Source organism: Flavobacterium sp. XGLA_31 (assembly GCF_051547105.1).
In the GTDB taxonomy this organism is placed as follows: Bacteria; Bacteroidota; Bacteroidia; order Flavobacteriales; family Flavobacteriaceae; genus Flavobacterium.
Map to the genome: position 1 here is coordinate 164,291 of NZ_JBPTTM010000004.1, position 19,174 is coordinate 183,464.

Annotated in this window: 20 protein-coding genes; 1 reads left to right on the forward strand and 19 read right to left on the reverse strand. The window is 37.3% G+C overall.

What is annotated here, in order from left to right; genetic code table 11:
• Positions 1-2: 2 nt before the first annotated feature.
• The 6 genes from ACSVH6_RS09540 to ACSVH6_RS09565 are packed head-to-tail and all read right to left on the reverse strand — an operon-like array spanning position 3 to position 6,764.
• The gene (locus ACSVH6_RS09540) at positions 3-1,430 is read right to left on the reverse strand and encodes an MBOAT family O-acyltransferase (protein ID WP_438077852.1); all 1,428 of its coding nucleotides are present in this window, start codon (positions 1,428-1,430) and stop codon (positions 3-5) included.
• Positions 1,430-2,506 carry a glycosyltransferase family 4 protein gene (locus ACSVH6_RS09545; protein WP_438077854.1) on the reverse strand — a complete coding sequence of 359 codons (1,077 nt, stop codon included), beginning with the start codon at positions 2,504-2,506 and terminating at the stop codon, positions 1,430-1,432. The genes ACSVH6_RS09540 and ACSVH6_RS09545 overlap by 1 nt, the downstream gene beginning before the upstream one ends.
• On the reverse strand, positions 2,491-3,888 hold the full coding sequence (locus ACSVH6_RS09550) for a CDP-glycerol glycerophosphotransferase family protein (protein ID WP_438077856.1): 1,398 nt from the start codon (positions 3,886-3,888) through the stop codon (positions 2,491-2,493). Before ACSVH6_RS09550 ends, ACSVH6_RS09545 begins: the two co-directional genes overlap by 16 nt.
• 48 nt (positions 3,889-3,936) lie before the next feature.
• On the reverse strand, positions 3,937-5,058 hold the full coding sequence (gene neuC / locus ACSVH6_RS09555) for a UDP-N-acetylglucosamine 2-epimerase (protein ID WP_438077858.1): 1,122 nt from the start codon (positions 5,056-5,058) through the stop codon (positions 3,937-3,939).
• Between the two features lie 9 nt (positions 5,059-5,067).
• Entirely contained in the window at positions 5,068-6,108 is a 1,041-nt protein-coding gene (locus tag ACSVH6_RS09560) for an N-acetylneuraminate synthase family protein (protein WP_438077860.1), read from the reverse strand.
• Positions 6,105-6,764 (reverse strand): cytidylyltransferase domain-containing protein, encoded by a 660-nt coding sequence (locus ACSVH6_RS09565; RefSeq protein WP_438078021.1) that lies wholly within the window; start codon positions 6,762-6,764, stop codon positions 6,105-6,107. Before ACSVH6_RS09565 ends, ACSVH6_RS09560 begins: the two co-directional genes overlap by 4 nt.
• Between ACSVH6_RS09565 and ACSVH6_RS09570 the strand changes: the two genes are divergently transcribed.
• Positions 6,742-6,801, forward strand: coding sequence for a hypothetical protein (locus ACSVH6_RS09570; RefSeq protein WP_438078023.1), 60 nt, complete (start codon positions 6,742-6,744; stop codon positions 6,799-6,801). The genes ACSVH6_RS09565 and ACSVH6_RS09570 overlap by 23 nt on opposite strands.
• A 12-nt stretch (positions 6,802-6,813) precedes the next feature.
• On the opposite strand, the gene ACSVH6_RS09575 is transcribed toward ACSVH6_RS09570, so the two are convergent.
• The 13 genes from ACSVH6_RS09575 to ACSVH6_RS09635 are packed head-to-tail and all read right to left on the reverse strand — an operon-like array spanning position 6,814 to position 19,158.
• Positions 6,814-7,722 carry a glycosyltransferase family 2 protein gene (locus ACSVH6_RS09575; RefSeq protein ID WP_438077862.1) on the reverse strand — a complete coding sequence of 303 codons (909 nt, stop codon included), beginning with the start codon at positions 7,720-7,722 and terminating at the stop codon, positions 6,814-6,816.
• On the reverse strand, positions 7,709-8,947 hold the full coding sequence (locus ACSVH6_RS09580; RefSeq protein ID WP_438077864.1) for a UDP-glycosyltransferase: 1,239 nt from the start codon (positions 8,945-8,947) through the stop codon (positions 7,709-7,711). Before ACSVH6_RS09580 ends, ACSVH6_RS09575 begins: the two co-directional genes overlap by 14 nt.
• Positions 8,944-10,059 (reverse strand): non-hydrolyzing UDP-N-acetylglucosamine 2-epimerase, encoded by a 1,116-nt coding sequence (gene wecB, locus ACSVH6_RS09585; protein WP_438077866.1) that lies wholly within the window; start codon positions 10,057-10,059, stop codon positions 8,944-8,946. The genes ACSVH6_RS09580 and wecB overlap by 4 nt, the downstream gene beginning before the upstream one ends.
• Positions 10,060-10,108: 49 nt before the next feature.
• Positions 10,109-11,092, reverse strand: coding sequence for a glycosyltransferase family A protein (locus ACSVH6_RS09590; protein ID WP_438077868.1), 984 nt, complete (start codon positions 11,090-11,092; stop codon positions 10,109-10,111).
• 3 nt (positions 11,093-11,095) lie between these two features.
• On the reverse strand, positions 11,096-11,992 hold the full coding sequence (locus ACSVH6_RS09595) for a glycosyltransferase family 2 protein (protein ID WP_438077870.1): 897 nt from the start codon (positions 11,990-11,992) through the stop codon (positions 11,096-11,098).
• Positions 11,989-12,858: a glycosyltransferase gene (locus tag ACSVH6_RS09600; RefSeq protein ID WP_438077872.1), complete on the reverse strand. Its 870-nt coding sequence runs from the start codon at positions 12,856-12,858 to the stop codon at positions 11,989-11,991. The genes ACSVH6_RS09595 and ACSVH6_RS09600 overlap by 4 nt, the downstream gene beginning before the upstream one ends.
• Positions 12,855-13,787, reverse strand: a complete 933-nt coding sequence (locus ACSVH6_RS09605) for a hypothetical protein (protein WP_438077874.1) — start codon at positions 13,785-13,787, stop codon at positions 12,855-12,857. Before ACSVH6_RS09605 ends, ACSVH6_RS09600 begins: the two co-directional genes overlap by 4 nt.
• Positions 13,788-13,789: 2 nt before the next feature.
• Positions 13,790-14,470 (reverse strand): acetyltransferase, encoded by a 681-nt coding sequence (locus ACSVH6_RS09610; RefSeq protein WP_438077876.1) that lies wholly within the window; start codon positions 14,468-14,470, stop codon positions 13,790-13,792.
• A 2-nt stretch (positions 14,471-14,472) separates the two neighbouring features.
• Positions 14,473-15,177, reverse strand: a complete 705-nt coding sequence (locus tag ACSVH6_RS09615) for a WbqC family protein (protein ID WP_438077878.1) — start codon at positions 15,175-15,177, stop codon at positions 14,473-14,475.
• On the reverse strand, positions 15,177-16,250 hold the full coding sequence (locus ACSVH6_RS09620; protein WP_438077880.1) for a DegT/DnrJ/EryC1/StrS family aminotransferase: 1,074 nt from the start codon (positions 16,248-16,250) through the stop codon (positions 15,177-15,179). Before ACSVH6_RS09620 ends, ACSVH6_RS09615 begins: the two co-directional genes overlap by 1 nt.
• 3 nt (positions 16,251-16,253) lie before the next feature.
• The gene (locus tag ACSVH6_RS09625; protein WP_438077882.1) at positions 16,254-17,024 is read right to left on the reverse strand and encodes an FkbM family methyltransferase; all 771 of its coding nucleotides are present in this window, start codon (positions 17,022-17,024) and stop codon (positions 16,254-16,256) included.
• Positions 17,025-17,026: 2 nt separating this feature from the next.
• Positions 17,027-18,292: an ABC transporter ATP-binding protein gene (locus ACSVH6_RS09630; RefSeq protein ID WP_438077884.1), complete on the reverse strand. Its 1,266-nt coding sequence runs from the start codon at positions 18,290-18,292 to the stop codon at positions 17,027-17,029.
• Positions 18,292-19,158: an ABC transporter permease gene (locus tag ACSVH6_RS09635; protein WP_438077887.1), complete on the reverse strand. Its 867-nt coding sequence runs from the start codon at positions 19,156-19,158 to the stop codon at positions 18,292-18,294. The genes ACSVH6_RS09630 and ACSVH6_RS09635 overlap by 1 nt, the downstream gene beginning before the upstream one ends.
• Positions 19,159-19,174: the final 16 nt, after the last annotated feature.

Below are 19,174 nucleotides of genomic sequence, written 5' to 3' on the forward strand. Positions count from 1 at the left end.
TATTAAAATTGAAAGTAAATAAAACTCATTTCATTCCGATAGGTTCCCATGCAAAACAAAAAAAATAAGACAATAAATACCATCATTTTTGTTAACCTAACCTCAGGATTCCCTCTGAGTACGCTTTTCCATTCGATAAAACCTAAAAAAGCAATACTGAATAAACTTATGACTGTCAAAAGGGCGAACTTGGTATTGCTGTAAAAATAGTTTAGTGACAAATTACTGAAATCAAACATTCCGGCCAGGTACTGAAAAGCTTCTGTTATTGTGTTGGCCCTGAAGAATATCCATGCGAAAGAAACCAAAAGAAAAGTCAACCCCATTTTACAGTAGACTCTAAAATTAAAGGAAGTAGCACTCAAGCTATTTCTGTTTTTATTTAAAAGTAAAAGCGGGATAAACAACAAAGCATGAAGTAACCCCCAAAAAATGAAAGTCCAATTGGCTCCGTGCCAAAATCCGCTAAGCAGAAAAATCACAAATACATTGCGTAATTGCTTTATTTTGGAGCCTTTATTCCCTCCTAACGGAATATACACATAATCCCGAAACCATGACGATAAAGAAATATGCCATCGGCGCCAAAAATCAGCTATATCCCTTGAGAAATACGGAAAACTAAAGTTACGTAATAAATCGATTCCAAAGAGTTTGGAGGTTCCCAATGCTATATCAGAATACCCACTAAAGTCTCCGTAAATCTGAAATGAAAACAAGAACATCCCCAGCCACAATTCGGATGCCGAATGACTGCCGGCATGATCAAAAATCTGATTGACAAAAAAAGCACAGTTATCTGCCACAACCACTTTTTTAAACAATCCCCAGATAATTTGCTTCACACCCTGCATGGCCTGAAGATAATTGAATTTTCGCGCAACTTTAATCTGCGGTAATAAATGGGTGGCTCTTTCAATAGGACCGGCTACTAACAAGGGAAAATAGCTCACAAACAAAGAATAAGTCACTATATTTTTTTCGGGTGTAATTCTGCTTTTGTAAATGTCAATCACATACGACAAACCATGAAACGTATAAAACGAAATCCCGACCGGTAAAATGACATCCAGCATCCATAAATTAGGATGAAAACCAAGAGCCGACAGCATTTGGGCAAAACTTTCCGCAAAAAAATTATAGTATTTAAAAATTCCCAAAAAGCCCAGATTTACTGATACACTCAACCAAAACCAAAACGTTTTCAGCTTTTGATTTTCGGCCTGATGCATTTTTAATCCGGTGTAATAATCCAAGCCCGTGGAAAAAATGAGTAAAAACAAAAAACGCCAATCCCAGCAAGCATAAAAAAAATAACTTGCTATTAACAATAATACGTTCTGCAATGCCAGACTTCGTTTGTTCACCATCCAATAAACAGCAAAAACCAAAGGCAAAAACAGCAGGTATTGAAAGGAGTTAAACAGCATTATCGGATTAATGAAAAGTGATTATCAACCATGGTTTTTAATGAAAAACGTTCTTCAACCAAAGTTCGGGTATTGGCTTCAATTTTGATTTCGTTGGCCAAAATTTGATGCAGTATCGTTTTTAAGGCCACAATGTCTTTGGCTTTAAAGATATAGCCGTTCACGCCATCTGTAATCGCTTCTTCATTGCCGCCCACATTGGTTGTTATTACCGGAACATTGGCCGCTAAACTCTCCAAAATAGACAAACTGAAACACTCCATGTGAGTGGGTTGCAGCATATAATCGTATTGGCAAAAAACGTCTTTTAAGTCGGCCACGCTGCCTTTAAAATCAAAGCTCGCTTCCAACTGCAATACTTTTACTTTTTCCAAAAGTTTTGAGGCATAAGGACCTTCTCCATAAACATCAATCTTTATTTTTCTTTGTTCGTCTTTCGTGAGCATTGCCACCGCATCAATTAAATCCTGAATTCCCTTGGATTCTCTCAAATGAGATGCTACTAAAAAAGTTGGATTCTCAAAATTTCGCTCAGTTCTGACTTTGATATCATCAATTACTACACCATTATAAAGTGTGATGGTTTTGTTTTTTATTTGTGATCCGAAATCGTTCAGAATTTCTGTTACTGTATAATGGGAAACACCCACAAATAAATCAATATATCTTGAATATAGAATTCCTTTGACCCTTTTTTCGAATCGCTTCTTTAAAGGATATCCTGATAATGGTCTTGGATTGTGGTCAACAGCAATCACTTTAGCCTTATTAACTCTTTTTAACTGCTTGTAAAAAGGAGTACACAGCTCAACAAAATGAGTAATAATATGCGAGTAGCAGTTTTGGGAATAATTTTCTAAAAAAAAACGCTCCACGTTTTTGTGATGACTGTGGTATATAGTCAACTCTTTATACAATCCATGATTGGATGTGTTCGGGAAAAACCAATCCACCTGAATATCATTTTCTTTGCACTTTTTATCAAACATCCAAAAGAAATAATCCATTCCTCCTACTCTTTCGGGCAGCAGTTTATAGTTGCAAATCACAGCGATTATCTTTATCGGTTTGTCCATGCCAATAATTTTTCAGCAATGCGTTTGCTTGTTCCTGCCAATGGTTTTCCTATCTGCATGGATTGGAATGCTTTCCTTTTTTCACTATCTGAATCCAGATGGTCTAAATAATCTTTGATGGCTTTTAGCAAAGATGCCTCTTCTTTGACAATCTTGGTGGCTCGACTGTTAACCACATGAACAATATGGGCGTACTTTAAAAACCGCTGATCATCATACAATCCATTCGATTCATTACCAAAAACAGTATTGATAACCGGCTTGTCAAATTGCATAAAATCGAGGCTCATGGTAGAAAGCATGTTAATATTCAAATCCGAAAACTCGATTAAAGCCCTTAAATCTTTGACATCTTCTATGGTTGGAACACGTTGAGACCAAACCTGCTGGTGGTTTTCCCTGGATAGTTTCCATTTGGGGAAATTCCATTTGATAAAAGGATATTGATTCTTTATCGCCAAAAAACGCGAACCATCCTCGGCCGGTGATGTTCTTACAATAAGATTGCAATCCGGAATAATCTTTGCGTTCATTGCATTGGCAATGCAGCTGATATACAACTCATCGTTTTTGCTGGTAGCGCTATCGCCGCAACTAAAACAAACTATTGGCTTGGAGCGGTCAAGATCAAAACGCTGGCAGAAATCCTCTTTTGTCGTTTTATATTGCTCCATGACATACGGTTCAAACTGTGGTGTTCCCACCACTTCCACATTTCGGGCTGGTATTTTGGTGTAAAACTGCAGCAATTCTTTTTGCATTAAATCACTCCAAACCAAATAATAATCAAAGTCAGCCGCCATTCTGCCTTTGGAAGCCAGATTGTCCCAACTGAAAATAAACGCAGCGGTTTTTATCTTTAGTTTTTCGGCGGCATAGGCCAATGGTGCTATGAATTCAGGTCTTTGATGGGTAAAAAACAGAATATTGGGTTGTTCCTTTTGGAGCAGGTCTATATATTCTTTGGTAACCGCTTTATTCCTGAACGAAAACTGCTGGCAGGCATTGTAAAAACGAATCCATCTTTCTGTATTGAAAAAAGCTGTCCAATCGATAAGGAATCGGGTAGCATAGCCGCGTGGTGTTTTTGATTTGGTACTGTTCGTTTTAAGGTTATCAGTAATCCCAAAATTTCCTTTTTTGTGTAACTGTAAATGTGCCAATTCTTTGGCTTTTCTGAAAAACCAAGTGTAAAAATGCTCTTGAAAGACAGTCAGTTCAATCACTTTTATCTTTTGGGATAAACCTGTAAAAACCAATGCGGGCAAACATGAAAAAACAACCACTTCATCGAAGGCGTTTTCAGCTTCCTGCAAAAAATTGCTCAAAACAAAATTTCTGAATCCAACGCCATCTGTAATTACAACTCCTATTTTTTTCATGTTCTTTTAAAATCATTCTTTTTTCCTTTGCAAAGCAAGCTAAAAAAGTTAAATATCCCTAAATTGTTTTTGGTGATTGATGCTCCAGATCTTTTCATCGGATAAACTTTCCAAAAACAATTCGGCACTGTTTCCTTTACCAAAACTGTGTGCTACTTCCATCACTTGGTGCGTGTCAATTTTCTTCAATGCTTTTTTAATTGAATCTGCTTCATAGTCAACGTTGATGATATCTGCGTGCAAAGCTCTGTTTTGCTGGCGTGTGCCAATATTAATTATCGGAATACCATAGTAGGGTGCTTCTCTGATACCAGCACTGCTATTGCCAATGATGAACTTGGAATGCTTTAGCAAAGTCAGAAAATATTCAAAACGCAATGACGGAAAAATTCTGAACCGGGCATTGTCCTTCATTTTTTGATATTCATTGATAATGCTTTGGCTTCCTAAATCGTTATTGGGATAAATGACAATATAATTGTGATTATCACTGAGCAAGCTGTCTACAAAATGACGGGCATATGACTCCATTTCATTGGCTTCTGTGGTCACCGGATGAAACATAGCCACTGCATAATTCTCAAATTCAATTTCATAATAGGTTTTTGCCTTTTCTAAACTCGGCAAATCCGCAGAAAACATAATATCCACATCGGGAGAACCAATGGTAAAAACAGAGGATTTCATTTCGCCCATCTGAAGCAATCGTTTTTTGGCTTCGTTATTGGAAACAAAGTGTATATGACTTAATTTGCTGACGCTGTGGCGAATCAATTCGTCTACTGTTCCTGATAATTCACCGCCTTCAATATGGGCAACCAATATGTTGTTTAGCGACCCAACGATAGCTCCGGCCAAGGTTTCTACCCTGTCACCATGCACCACAATCATATCGGGAGAGACCGCTGCACAATGTTTTGACAAGCCTTCAATGGTTTTTGCCAAAGTCAAATCCATAGTCGTCTCATGGGTATGATTTTCAAAAGTATACACGTTTTTAAAACCGCATCTTTCAATTTCTAACAACGTATAACCGTATTCTTTTTGCAAATGCATACCGGTGACAAATACAAAAACTTCAAACTGCGGACGGCTTTCCAAAATTTGAATCAGCGATTTTATTTTTCCAAAATCGGCTCGGGTACCTGTCAGGAATAGAATTTTTTTCATCTTTTTAATTTACGAAACATCTTCCCATGTTAATTGTGCATCATCTTCAATATCATGTGCGGCTGTTTTTCCGAGTACATCATTGAAATGTTCTGCCAAAATTTTTCCGGTTCCCGGTCTTTTTACCCAAATATTTTCTTTGGTAAACACCTCTCCTTTTTTAATCGGAGCTATAGCGCAAACCGTAGCAAAAGCAAAATCAATTGTGACTTGCTCTTCTTTAGCCGGAACTTTATCTCCACCGCGCATTTGCCATATTTCATTAGAACCTACAATAAGTTCGGCACAAGCTTTTTCATCCATACTACACACTATATCCGGACCGGTGCGTTGCATGTGATCTGTAAAATGACGCTCCAAAATACTAGCCCCCAAAGCGACCGAACCCAAACAAGCATTATTGTTTAAGGTATGGTCAGAAAGCCCAAAAACTTTATCCGGGAAAGCCTCATGCAATTGGGTCATCGCGCCATAACGCACCAGATGTACAGGCGTTGGATATAAATTAGTCGTATGTAAGAGAGCTACGGGAATGTGATGTTTATCAAAAATTGCAACCGCCTTTTGTACACTTTCAATAGTGTTCATCCCAGTACTCAGAATAACCGGTTTGCCAAAGCTGCAAATGTGTTCTAACAAAGGGTAATTATTGCACTCACCAGAACCGATTTTGTAAGCCGGAGTGTCAAATTTTCGCAATCTTTCGGCGGCAGCTCTTGAAAAAGGAGTGGAAATAAAAATCATCCCTTTACTTTCTACATAATTTTTGAGTTCCCATTCGTCAGCTTCGTTGAGTGAACATCTTTCCATAATTTCATAAATCGAAACATCGGCATTGCCGGGAATTACTTTTTTGGCGGCTCCGCTCATTTCGTCTTCAACTATATGGGTTTGGTGTTTGACTACTTCTACACCGGCCCGAAACGCTGCATCAACCATTTCTTTGGCTACAGCCAACGAACCTTCATGATTAATTCCGATTTCGGCAATGACTAATGGCGGATAATCCGGGCCGACTTTTCTTCCCGCAATTTCTACATATGGATTCATGGTTTATTTTCAGTTGTTTTTTTAGTTATAAGATAGGCAGCATATTCAAAATCTTCCGGAGTATCAATATCCACAATGGGAAATGAGTCACTCATTTGATAAGGAATCACGTTATTAGAGATGATTTGGTCATTCAGGATTAACTCAGCTTTACTGATATACAGCAATCCATTTTCATAATATAATGGTTCCAGGTCCTGACTTCGCTGCCCGATGGTATAATTGAAAGGGATAAAAGTATTGTCAACAATTTTACCTAATTTATGATGATTTCGACTTACAGTAAACAAACTATCAGCCCCTGTGGTTGAAAACTTTTCGAAACAATTTGCTAATAAATTTTCGGGACGTAACGGATTAGTGGGCTGCAATAAAATCACATTTTCTACTTCTTTATTCAAACTCTGAACAGCGTGTTTCATTGCGGAAACTGTGGGTTCGAAGTCTCCCGAAATAGCTTCCGGCCTGTCAATGACTTTAGCCCCATATTGCATTGCTATTTCTTTGATAGCCGCATCATCGGTTGAAACAAAAACTTCGTCAATTATAGCTTTATTTTGCTGCGCATACCTAATGCTGTGAGCCAATAAAGGAATGTCATTAAGCAGTAAAATATTCTTGTTCGGTAATCTTTTGGAACCACCACGAGCAGGAATAACAGCAATATTTCTCATCAAAAAAGTATTCAAATGACAGTAAAAATAACTATTTTTCCGGTATCCAATATACTTTGGGTTCGTTTAATTTGAGGTAGTCTTGATATTCTTGAAGAGTGAGTGCATTTCTTTGCTTCAGGAGCTTCGGGAACGATATAAGTAAATCTAAAAATGCCAAAAATAAAGGGCCGATTATTTTAAAATGACCTTTGAAAATTTTAGATTTAAACTGCATCCAAACCGAATAACCCAGCATTTTAGGAATTTCGCTGATGGGATAAAACAAGAAAAAAATGTACCAATCAGCGCGAACCGATCTCCGATACCGAACGGCAAAATCTTTGACCTCCGTGGCTCTTTGCTTTAGGTCAACACGGTGCTGAATCAAAACTTCGGGCACATAATGGATTTCCAGTTTCCTTTTCGTTAATTCCAAAGAAGCAAAACTCTCTTCTCCATAAAATAAAAACCATTCCGGATAATTGGCAATTTGACGCCAAGCCGTCATACGCCAAACATGACCGCAGCCAACAAAGGATTTGACTTTCTGAACAGTTTCAGTAGTAGTAAAGGAAACCGGAGCTGTTTTGCTCCAAAAAATTCTGAAGGCTATTAATGCACATTCCGGATGTTTCTCAAAATAATCGGTACAGATTTCAATAGGGTTGTCCGTCAAAAAGTGGGCATCATCATCGAGGGAAACAGCAAAATCAGCATCGGTTTCATTGAGCATAACATTGCGGCAATACATTAACCCTTTGGAAACTTGATTGCGGTAGAGTGTAATTTCAGGAAATTGGGTTTGCACTGTTTCAAAAGTTCCGTCGGATGAACCATCGTCAAAAACAACGCAGGAAACATTTTTGCTAAACAAATGCTTTATTCTATGCAGTGTAAAGACTAAATCCTCTCGTCTATCCTTGGTGGTAATCAGTATGGAAAATTTAGTTTGACTCATGCCAATTCAGATTTTCTATGGTACTTTTCAAATACAACTCTGTAGCATAATCAACCAAATCTTTGCGGTTTAAAGCCAAACTTTCAGGTTTTGTTTCCCATATTTTATAGAGATTCGTAATGATTTTCTCTATGGCTTTTTCATCATTGGCTTCTGACCAATACGGATAATCATTGCCTAGCAATCGTCTCACCTCACTATAGTAAGGTCCCAAAATAACAATGGGCTTGTCGGCCACAACACAATTAGGAAATTTACCGGGCAGAAACGGACTGATTTCCGAAATGGCTTCCAGAATAATATTGGCAGAAACATTGTTTTCAAGAGCCTGAACAATGTTATATTCCAGATGTTTTTGAACAACAATATCAGGATGATTAGCATATTTACTGAGCAATTCTTTATGACTGTCGTGATTGCCTATCAGATACAATTTAGCCTTTGCGTCTGGGTAGTTTTCCAAAAAAATGAGAAAGGCTTTCAATAAAAACTTCGGATTCCTTTGTTTCAACAAATTCCCAGCATGTAATAATGAAAACTGGTTTTTATCAAAAAAATCGGGAAGTGATGCCATCTCCTGACTCAAATTAATTTGATGTGGAATTATCACGCTTTTATCAGCTATAGCAGGAAAATAACTTTGCATCCATTCTTTGAGCAACAAACTAGGAAATGCCATAAACTTGGATTTTTCTGAAACCAATCGCATAAACTTTTCTTTATGACTATAGCTTTTCTCTACAAAATTATAGGGTCTGGGATACATATGAAAAGGATAAGGATCATGGATATAAGCCATCCATTTGGATTGTAGTTTCGGGAGTTTTAACATGGCTCTGTGAGGTCTGAAACTACCTCCTTTGCTCAATGTCAGAATCAAATCAGGATTGAATTGGTTTTCTTTTTTTATCCCGCGTACAATGCTGTTGGTATCGTTGGTATGGGTAAACGAAAAACCAAATATTTTTTCAATATCTCTATTGATGTAAATATGGGTATACCGTTGAAAAACCCTTACCACTCGGGAAAGTAAATACAACAACCCAAATTTATTTTCTTTAATCAAAAGGCACTCGATACCGTCTAAATCAATTTTTTTATGAGAATAATGCAAAACCTTAATTGTAAAACCGGCCTTTTTCAAATTGGTAATTAAAGCCACATTTACCTTAGAGGCACTACTGTCTTCAATGTTTATCGACTCTGATATGACTAAAATCTTCATACCTGCGAATGTAATAAATATTTCACTATGGCTTTACAAGCATTGCCATCTCCATAAGGGTTTTGGTTTGTCGGTTCAAAACCTTTACCTAAGTATTCTTTTGCTTTTTGTATTATCAGCGTTTTGTTGGTTCCTACTAAAGTAGAAAAACCCTCCTGAATTCCTTCCGGTCTTTCGGAAACTTCCCGGGTAACCAAAATATGCTTTTTGAATGTAGGAGCTTCCTCCTGAATACCGCCCGAATCAGAAATAATCAAACTACAGTTTTTCATCAGCCATACCATTACCGGATAGTCTACAGGTTCCAGCAGGTGAATATTGTCATCATTTCCCAGCAATTCGTTTACCGGTTTTTGAACATTCGGATTGAGATGTACCGGAAAAACAACATGACAATTTTGTTCCTTAACAATGGTTTTCAAAGCTTCACAAAAATCAATAAACCCTTGCCCGAAACTTTCTCTGCGATGTCCCGTTACCAAAATGAATTTTTTGTTTTGAAGAAATTTGAAATCCTCAATTTGCCGATTGGTAAAACCACCGTCCAGTTTCTTTTGGGTCCATAACAACGCATCAATAATGGTATTTCCCGTCACCGCAATATCCTCATTATCGATTCCTTCTTGCAGTAAATTATTTTTAGCTAAAAGCGTTGGTGCAAAATGAAAATCAGCTATTCTGCCTGTGATTTGTCGGTTTATTTCCTCCGGAAAAGGTGCTTTTTTATTGTAAGTTCTTAATCCGGCTTCGACATGACCTATTTTTATATTGCGATGAAATGCCGCCAAAGCGACCATTGAGGAAGTTGTAGTATCTCCATGAACCAAAACCACATCAGGCTTTTCTGCAACCAAAACGGCATCCATACCAGCCAAAATTGTAGCACTTAGGCTGTTTAGAGTTTGATTTTCTTTCATCAAATTCAAATCGTAATCGGGTACGATTTCAAAAAACTGCAGTACCTGATCCAACATTTTCCGATGTTGTGCCGTAACACACAATTTGACTTCAAAATTGGGATTGCCTTTTAACTCATGAAAAAGAGGTGCCATTTTTATGGCTTCCGGTCTGGTGCCAAAACAAATTAAAACTTTCTTTGTTTGAGAAATCATTGTCTGTTTATGAGTTATTTTTTTGGATTGGTTCGAAAATAATCTAATTTCATTTATTCCATAAATGTTTTATCAACAATTTACCAATAAATCGATTCCATAAAATATACCAGCTTGAATAGTGTTGTTTTTTCACCACTTTATCAATTTCATCGGGAGAAATCAACAGGCTATCATCAAATTGGTGTTTTTCCACAACATCATCCAAATTATTTCCGATATGATAGGCAAAGGTTTTCATGGTTGACAACCGGAAAAACCCATTTGGATTGGCCAGACAGTCAATAAAATTGGTTTCATAAGAATTCTGAAATTTCAATTCCGGGAAGGTATACACATTGCGAAACTGGTCCGTACGGTAGGTTGAAACTACATGATAGGCACCTATTACAGCCGTAAAACCATTTTTCTTCTTCAAGACAAATTGTTTTTCTTTCCAGTTGTATTTGGCTTTTCTGTTAATCAGATTCGGCAAATTGGTTCCTTTTAAATACAGCTCAATGTCTTCATCGTCTACAAATTTGCCATACTGTATCTGACCTGAAAACGAAGGAAAACCAAAGACATTCTGATTGTAATGAAATGTAAGGTAAGGCAACGGAATAGGACTCACCACGCCGGCTTGCGGAAATTGTCGAAATACTTCAAAAACCGATTTTTCCCATCCGGAATAAAATAACATATCCGAATCGGTGATGGTTACAAAAGGTTCGAAAACGCCACGGACTTCATTTAGGACCGCAAAAACTTTCCCTTTGTTTTCGTTATAAAACACATATTTATCGAGATGAGAACGGTATTTTTCAACGACAGCCTCAACTTTGGGAGTGGAATTGTTATTGATTAGGGTGATGTTAGTCGTTTCGGGATTGATGGTTTTGATTAGGGAATCCAAACAAACATCCAAGACTTTACCGGCTTCTCTGTAATAATCGCTTTCTATCTCCGGAATATAGAAAACCACCACTACTCTGTGGGGTTTCAGGACATTCTTTTCTTCTTTTATTTTTTCCGGATTGAATCCTGAGCGCATGAATTATATTTTTTTTAAAACTTTACGGCAAAGCGAAAGAGCATCACCAAATTTAAAATTAATTAAATAATAGGAAAAGATAGCAAATCCGAAACGAAAAGCCTTCATATTATTCAAATATTTAATTTCCATTCGGGCGATTAACAATTCTCTTTCTGATTTTTCAAATCGATTTAAATGGTGTACAAGAAAGACTCCAAACTGAGCATCGGCTTTCCTTTTTTCTTTCTGGTATTGCACCGAACCCGAAATACTTTCCTCGCTGATTCGGACCATTACCAAAGCGCCGTTAATTGTATAGACTTCCCTGAAATCAGACAAACGCAGTACCAGTGTAACATCTGAGTGCCAGCCTAAAGAAAAGTTGGCTATCCCTATTTTAAATAATTTTTGCTTGTTAAAAATATATTCGCTCAATGAACTTCTGCTGCCACCGGAGTACAACCGAGCCAAAAATGTTGTTGATTTTTCAACTTCGGGATGTTTGTACACCTCGGAGAACGAGCGAGTATCTTTGTCAATTTTTTGGGTCGCAAACCGAACTACATTGTAATTATTTTGCTGTATGGTATCTAAAGATTGGTAAAAAGCTGCTACCACATTTTCGCCTAAAACATCATCATCACCCAACAATAAAATCCATTCTTCCTCTCTCACCAAATCGAGACAGCGTTGCCATTGTTTCGGTAAAGAAATGCCTCCCAAATTTGAATCAAATCTTTTATAGACAAACTGGAATTGCCCTTCATACTTTTTTAGAATTTCATTGGGCCCTTCGGGACTGCAATCATCACCAATGTAAACCGTAAACCTTTTGTCAGTTTGGTTTGCCAAAGACTGTAGGGTAGTTTCGAAGTAGTTTATTTTATAATATGGAATTACGACTGCCAACATAATCATCCCACACTTTTTTTGATTTTTTTAAAAATTCTTTTCCATTGGTTTTTGGTAATAAAAAGAACTTTTTCTTCTCCTTTCAAAAAATCTTCGAGCACGCCTGCAGCTCTTTGCTGTCGTGTCCATATGATTTTCTTTATTTCTTCATCGGTATGATATGAGAGCAGTAAGGTAAATAATTTCAAATTGCTTTTGATATTTTGCAACGTTTTGGCCCCCGAGTAAACCCCGACACCATAACGATAAACGGCCATGGTTTCTTTTAAATACTTCAATTTCCCATGTTGAGCCAATATCATGTAAATAAAATAATCACCTATCGGGGCATACTCAAACTCGAAAGGAAGCGGTTGTATAATATTTCTGAAAACTACAGAAGGAGTATGTATGTAATTCCCAGAAAGGGCTAAATCCTTAAAAGTTTCGTGTTCATCGGGAACAATGGTAATAAAATCTTCGTGTATAGATCCGTTCGGTTGGAGTATATTAACTTGGTGGAAACACAGAACATAGTCGCTGTTTTTTTCTAAAAAATCAACTTGCTTCTGAAGTTTTAGCGGGTCGGTCCAATAATCATCTCCGTCGCACAACGAAATGTACTCTCCAGTACACATGGCGAGTGTTGTGACAAAGTTTTCTTTACCGGGAATTCCGGTTCCTCTCACTTGTCTGAGATTTAATTTTATGATTTCGGGAAACTTCTCGGCATATTTTTGCAAAATATCCCGGGTTCCATCCGTCGAATTATCGTCACCAATGATGATTTCAAAAGAAAAATTAACCTGTTGCATCAGTATCCCTTCAATACACTGCGCTATATAATTTTTCTGATTATAAGTAATCACATGGCAACTCACTTTTTTTCTCATACCTCTTTCCATTCTGCCCAGCCAATACCGGTTTTTCCAAAACCATTACCATTGTAAAACAAATATTTTTTATTTCCAATCACAATGACTGACGGATAGGTTTGCATGGTTGAATCCCAACCGGTTTCAGACAATCCGATACCGCTTTTTTGGTCATCCCGAAACCAATTTATACCGTCTTCAGATTCAGCATAACCAATTTGATAGCTGTCTTTCCCGTCTCGATAATCAAAAGAACCTCTGAAAGTAAACCACATTTTATATACGTTGCCTTCTTTTACAACCGTTGGTCTGGCCGTACATTCATATTCTTTTGAAGGCGGAATACAGGTAATATTAGTTCTCACCCAATCAATTCCGTTAGTTGAGTGAGCGTATTTGATTTCATATAACGGTTCGGGCTTTCCGTTTACCTTAACAAATCCCGTTGAAGAAGCATACCACAAGTGCCATTTATCGCCTTCTTTCAAAACAAAAGGTGAAGCCGTAAAGAACGGTTCATTTTGATTTCTCTCAACGATGGCTCCCTGGAAAACTCTTTTAAACGTTGATCCGTTATCATGACTGACTGCTAATCCGATGGCATTGCGATAAGGCACGGAAACACTGGGATTCCAACCTACATAATACAAATACATTTCGGTATCAGAAACTCGAACTACCGAACAGGGCATAATACCATCATCATCAAAAGTACCGAGCTGACCCAATTCTAAAATCGGTTTGTCGTGTATGTATTTCACTTTCTCCGGATTATGGGCATCAACATCAAAATAGGTTGGAATGCTTTTCCCCTTTTGGTTGCGGGGAGCGTAATAAATTCGGATGGTATCTGCATCTATTTGTATTGCCGTTGGCACACAGGCATGTGAAATCATCCAATCATTGAAATGGTCAACATACAACAGAACCCCTTTTTTTAACCACATAACTATCCTTTGGTTTTATGAGAAATACTGTCGATATCGATACTTTTCCCTTCTCGCATTGTTGATTTGGCCCCAAGCCAAATACTGAACTCCGGCGTATCTTTAGTAATAATGGCTCCCATTCCTATCAAAGAACCTTTTCCTATTATGGTTTCATCCCGTACGGTGGCATTGACGCCAAAAAAAGAGTTCTCTCCTATTTCACAACAGCCTGAAATTACAACATGAGACGTAATAAAAACATGGTCTTTAATTACCGTATGGTGCCCAATATGATTGCCGCTCCAAAGCACACAGTTATTACCTATTTCAACAAAAGGCTGTATGGTATTATCTTCGAAAATAAAACAATTCTCTCCAACATTCAAATCGGGCCAAGTAGTTGCTTTTGATGACACATAGCTCACACATTGGTATCCTTTGGCTTTGGCTTCTTCATATTTCGCTTTGCGCAAAAAACTCATTTGCTTGAAACTAATAGGCAAAAACATTTTGAATTCTGAAGGCGGATACTTCTCTTCTATATCTTCAAATGCCACAACGGGCAAGCCTCTGAATTCATTTTCTTCAATATAATCTCTGTCAACCGTAAAAGCCACCACCTGATGCGGGGTATCATGCTCAAAATAAAAATGTGCTAAACTGGCCAATTGGCTCACACCGAATATGATTATCTTCTCCATTGCTACAGTAATTTATATTGGTTTAAAAACCCTTGTATTTCAGTAATGTTATTAAACATTAATATGTCTATAATTGACAAATTCGGCACAAAATCATCCGTAAACTGTCGATATGTTATCTTCTCGTTTTGAATAAAATGCAGCGCAATTCCCTTTGCTGCAAAATCTTCTTTGGAGTATAAAGCCATACCTCCTGACAGATTGATGTATTGGCTGGCATTTTCCAAAGCACAAATATCTAAAATTCTGGCTTGGGAATGCAGCTCTTGGTTGTGATATTTCACTGAAGAATCTACTATTTCTGTATCAATTCCAAGATAATCTACTACCATTCTCAGTCCGTTTACCGCAACTTGAGCTATTTTTTTTTCTTCTGTTTCCAATACCTCTTTGAGCAATGGAAAGACAGTTTCAAAATGAGGTGCTTTTTTATAATTCTGTTCTATTGTTTTTAGAAACTTTTTGGCCCAAGAATCATACAACCGTTCATTAAGTTCTGTTTCATTGATTTTTTGAAAAGAGCTTTGATTTTTTAAGGGAGCCGAAAATAACAGCGGCTTGCCTGACGCGAGTATATTATTTCTGTTTATCCAACCTTGTTTGATAAAATTCACATCGTCATAAACCACAAATTTATCCACGGCATTAATCAACTGAAAATAGCCTATATACGGAAACAAATAGGGTTGCATGACCGCCAGTTTCATTATTGATTGGTATTGATAGTTGCAATAATAAGGTCCAATTCCGGAGTGGATAACCCAACATATAAAGGCAAACACAAGATTCTCGAAGCGATACTCTCCGAAATCGGCATCGGTTTTCCGTTGGTAAATTCAATGGTATTCAGTGACGGGCAGAAATATCTTCTTGGAAAAATTTTGAGTGCATTCAGCTTTTGTTCTACCTCGAGCAGTACCGATTCGGTTTCAAAAATCACTGGATAATAGCTGTAATTCCATTGGGTATTTTCCCGAATTCTAAGTCCTTTTAGTTTTGAAAAATTCAAATGCAGGTTATAATAGTCAACCACTTTTTTTCTCTCTGTCAAAATCAAATCCATATGAGGCAATACCGCTAACCCCATGGCTGCCTGCAATTCTGATATTTTCCCGTTAATACCAATCCCGTGAAAGTCTATATTGGTTTTATGTCCAAAATTATGACTGTAATACAACTGTTTGAACAACTCTGCATCATTGCAAAACATAGCACCACCTTCAGCGGTATGGAATAATTTGGTGGCGTGAAAACTGCAAGTGCTCATATCTCCAAAATCAAAAACAGATTTTTGATTATAGGTTACGCCAAAACAATGAGCGGCATCGTAAATAACTTTTAAATTGTGTTTTAAGGCGATGGCTTCAATGGCTTCCAAATGACATGGATTTCCAAAAACATGGGTGGCTAAAATTGCAGTAGTTTTTGGAGTAATTGCTGCTTCTATTTTGGTTTCGTCAATCGTCAGGTATTCCGGGTGAATATCTACAAAAACAGGAGTGCAATTCTCCCAAACTATAGCCGCCGTAGTGGCCACATAAGAGAAAGGCGTCGTGATGATTTCGCCTCCTTTTCCCAACAACTTCATTCCAATTTGCAAAGGAATGGTTCCGTTGTTGGTAATAATAATATTTGAAACTGAGAGGTACTTTTTTAAATTTTCCTCTAACTCCAAAACCAATTCACCACGATTTGTTAACCATTCATTTTTCCAGGCACGTTGAACATGGTGCTGGTATTCATCAATGGGTGGTAAAAACGTTTTGGTTACATTAATCATTTTTTATTGAATTTTATAGGAATCAATAATTCCGTTTTTCTTAACAAAGGCGAGTTCTACCAACCACAAAACTTTTGGATGGAATGGTCGGTTCAAATCCGTAATCTCAAACAACCGATAGCCTTTTTCATCCATAAAATTAATCATTTTCAAAAAGCTGTTTTCGAATTCCTTGATAACTACTCCGGCCTCTACCATAAATACTTCTGTTTTCCCAAAAAGAGCACTGGCTCCTTTAAGCACTTCAATATCTAAGCCTTCCGCATCAATTTTTACAATATCCGGAAAAGGAGCAGTACTTGAATTTACTATATCATTCAGGGTTATGATAGGAATATCCAATTGTTTAAGTCCTAATTTTTCAGCTTCTTCTTGGCTGTACCGAAACGAACAACTGTCATCCCGGTCAACAATTGTAAACTTAAACGACCCTTTTTGTGAACCGGCACCCACCGGCAAGTAGGTTATTTTAGAATTGGCATCCAACAAATCCTGAAAAGACGGTTGCAGCCATTCTTGCGGTTCAATAAGTGTATAATGTGCTTCCGGAAAATACTGCAGGGTTTCTCTGGTCCAGGTCCCGTGATTGGCTCCAACATCAACGATGTGTTTTGGCGACAATCCCATACTTTTTAAATTGGTAAAAAAAGTTTCCAGCAACATTTTTTTGCTGTAGAATTCTCGTTCATGTAATCCCTTTTTTCTTTCATAACCCAGCTTATTGAAAAGCGATTGTGTTAATTTGAAAAATATTTTTTTCCCTTTCTTTTTCATTGCTATTTTTTTGACCAATCAAAAACTGGTTTAATAAATCCGGGCTCCTTACCCATCCATGATCCTATCGGTCTTTCCCCTTCTTGTATATTAAATGTCATAATATCTTTTTCTACAAAAATTGTTTTCTTGGCATTTTGAATAACATAAAAAGACAAAAAGTAAGAACCGATATTTAAGAACCCCTTGGGCAATGAACATTTTATCTTATTCATACCCAATTGTAACTGAATCCCTGCTGCTGTATGTGAAAAAGTAAATAATGCTTCACCATATTCATTATTCAACACATAGGTAAAATGAAGACTCTGATCTATTTCTTTTACCGTAATGGTGGTGTTAATTTCGATTTCCTGAAACTCATCAAGAATATATTCCTCTTCATTATCAACCGGATTGATACTAATCTGATGCAGGGTAAACTCCTTTTTATCGTAATTACTTGAGAATGTCTTTTGGTTTTGAGCTTCCGAATCACCGCTCAGATAAGCGGCTACAACCCTTTCTACACTGTCATCTTTTTTAACTAAACCGTTTTCTAAAAAAATACCCCTGGAACACAAACTCTTCACAGCAGCCATATTGTGGCTTACAAAAAGAACTGTTCTCCCCTGCCCTTTACTGATATCGCCCATCTTCCCCAAACATTTTTTTTGGAATTCGGCATCTCCTACAGCCAATACTTCATCTACAATGAGGATTTCACTTTCTAAGTGTGCGGCAACGGCAAAAGCCAAACGCACATACATTCCTGAAGAATACCTTTTTACCGGCGTATCTATATATCTTTCTACACCAGAAAAATCAATAATTTCATCCAACTTTCTTGTGATTTCCTTTTTGCGCATGCCCAGGATGGCTCCGTTGAGATAGATATTTTCCCGCCCTGATAATTCAGGATGAAATCCGGTTCCCACTTCAAGTAAACTGGCAATTCGTCCTTTTACTTTTATTGACCCTGTAGTTGGAGCGGTAACACGAGAAAGCAATTTTAACAACGTACTTTTTCCGGCACCGTTCTTGCCGATAATACCTACTGCTTCCCCTTGATTGATTTCAAAGTTGATATCTTTTAATGACCAGACAATATCACTATCTCCTTTAACACTACGGTCATTAGTTTGCCCAATTTTCAGAAACGGGTCTTCTTTACCCATGACTTTGGTCAACCAAAAGCGTTCCAAATCCCGAGAGATTGTTCCCGTTCCGATTTGTCCGATTTGATAGGCTTTGGACAGGTTTTCTACTTTTATGATTGGTTTACTCATTAGATAGTATCAACAAAATTCTTTTCGGTTTTATTGAATATAATGATACCGAAAAATAAAATGACAAAAGTAACTAGGGTCGAATAACCCAAGCTCCAGGCGGTGAATTCTCCTTTTCCCAAAAAGGCATAACGAAATGCTTCAATGATTCCGGTCATGGGATTAAGTTCAATATACTTTTTATACGCGACCGGAGCAGCACTTAAAGGATAAATTACAGTGGTAGCATACATTAAAAGCTGAACACCAAAGGTAACCAGAAAAGTTAAGTCTTTGTATTTGGTGGTAACTGCTGTAATGATTAGTCCCATTCCCAACCCAAGTAATGCCATTAAAAGTATCAATACCGGAAATAAAAACAACCCGGATGTTACGTGAAAATCAGCATTGGCTACCGGAAAAAACCAATAATAAGTCATCATTAAAATCAGCAGCAAAAGTTGCACCCCAAAACGAACCAAATTACTCACCACTATACTTAACGGCATAATAAGTCTTGGAAAATAAACTTTTCCGAAAATATTGGCATTGTCTTTAAAAACGGTACTGGTTTTAGTCAAACAATCAGAAAAATAATTCCAAGCGGTAATTCCGGACAAATAGAAAAGTTGATGTGGCAAGCCATCAGTACTGATGCCGGCCAGGTTTCCGAAAACAAAAGTGAAGACCAGTGTGGTGAAAATAGGTTGAATGAAAAACCAAAGCGGTCCTAATATCGTTTGCTTATAAAAGCTGACAAAATCTCTTTTAACAAACAGCAAAAGCAAATCTCTATAATTCCAAACATCTTTGAATTTAACATCAAAAAGTGACGTGTGTCCCTTAATTACTAAATCCCAATCTTGCGATTGATTTTTGCCTTCCATTTTGTTTTTTGGGTTA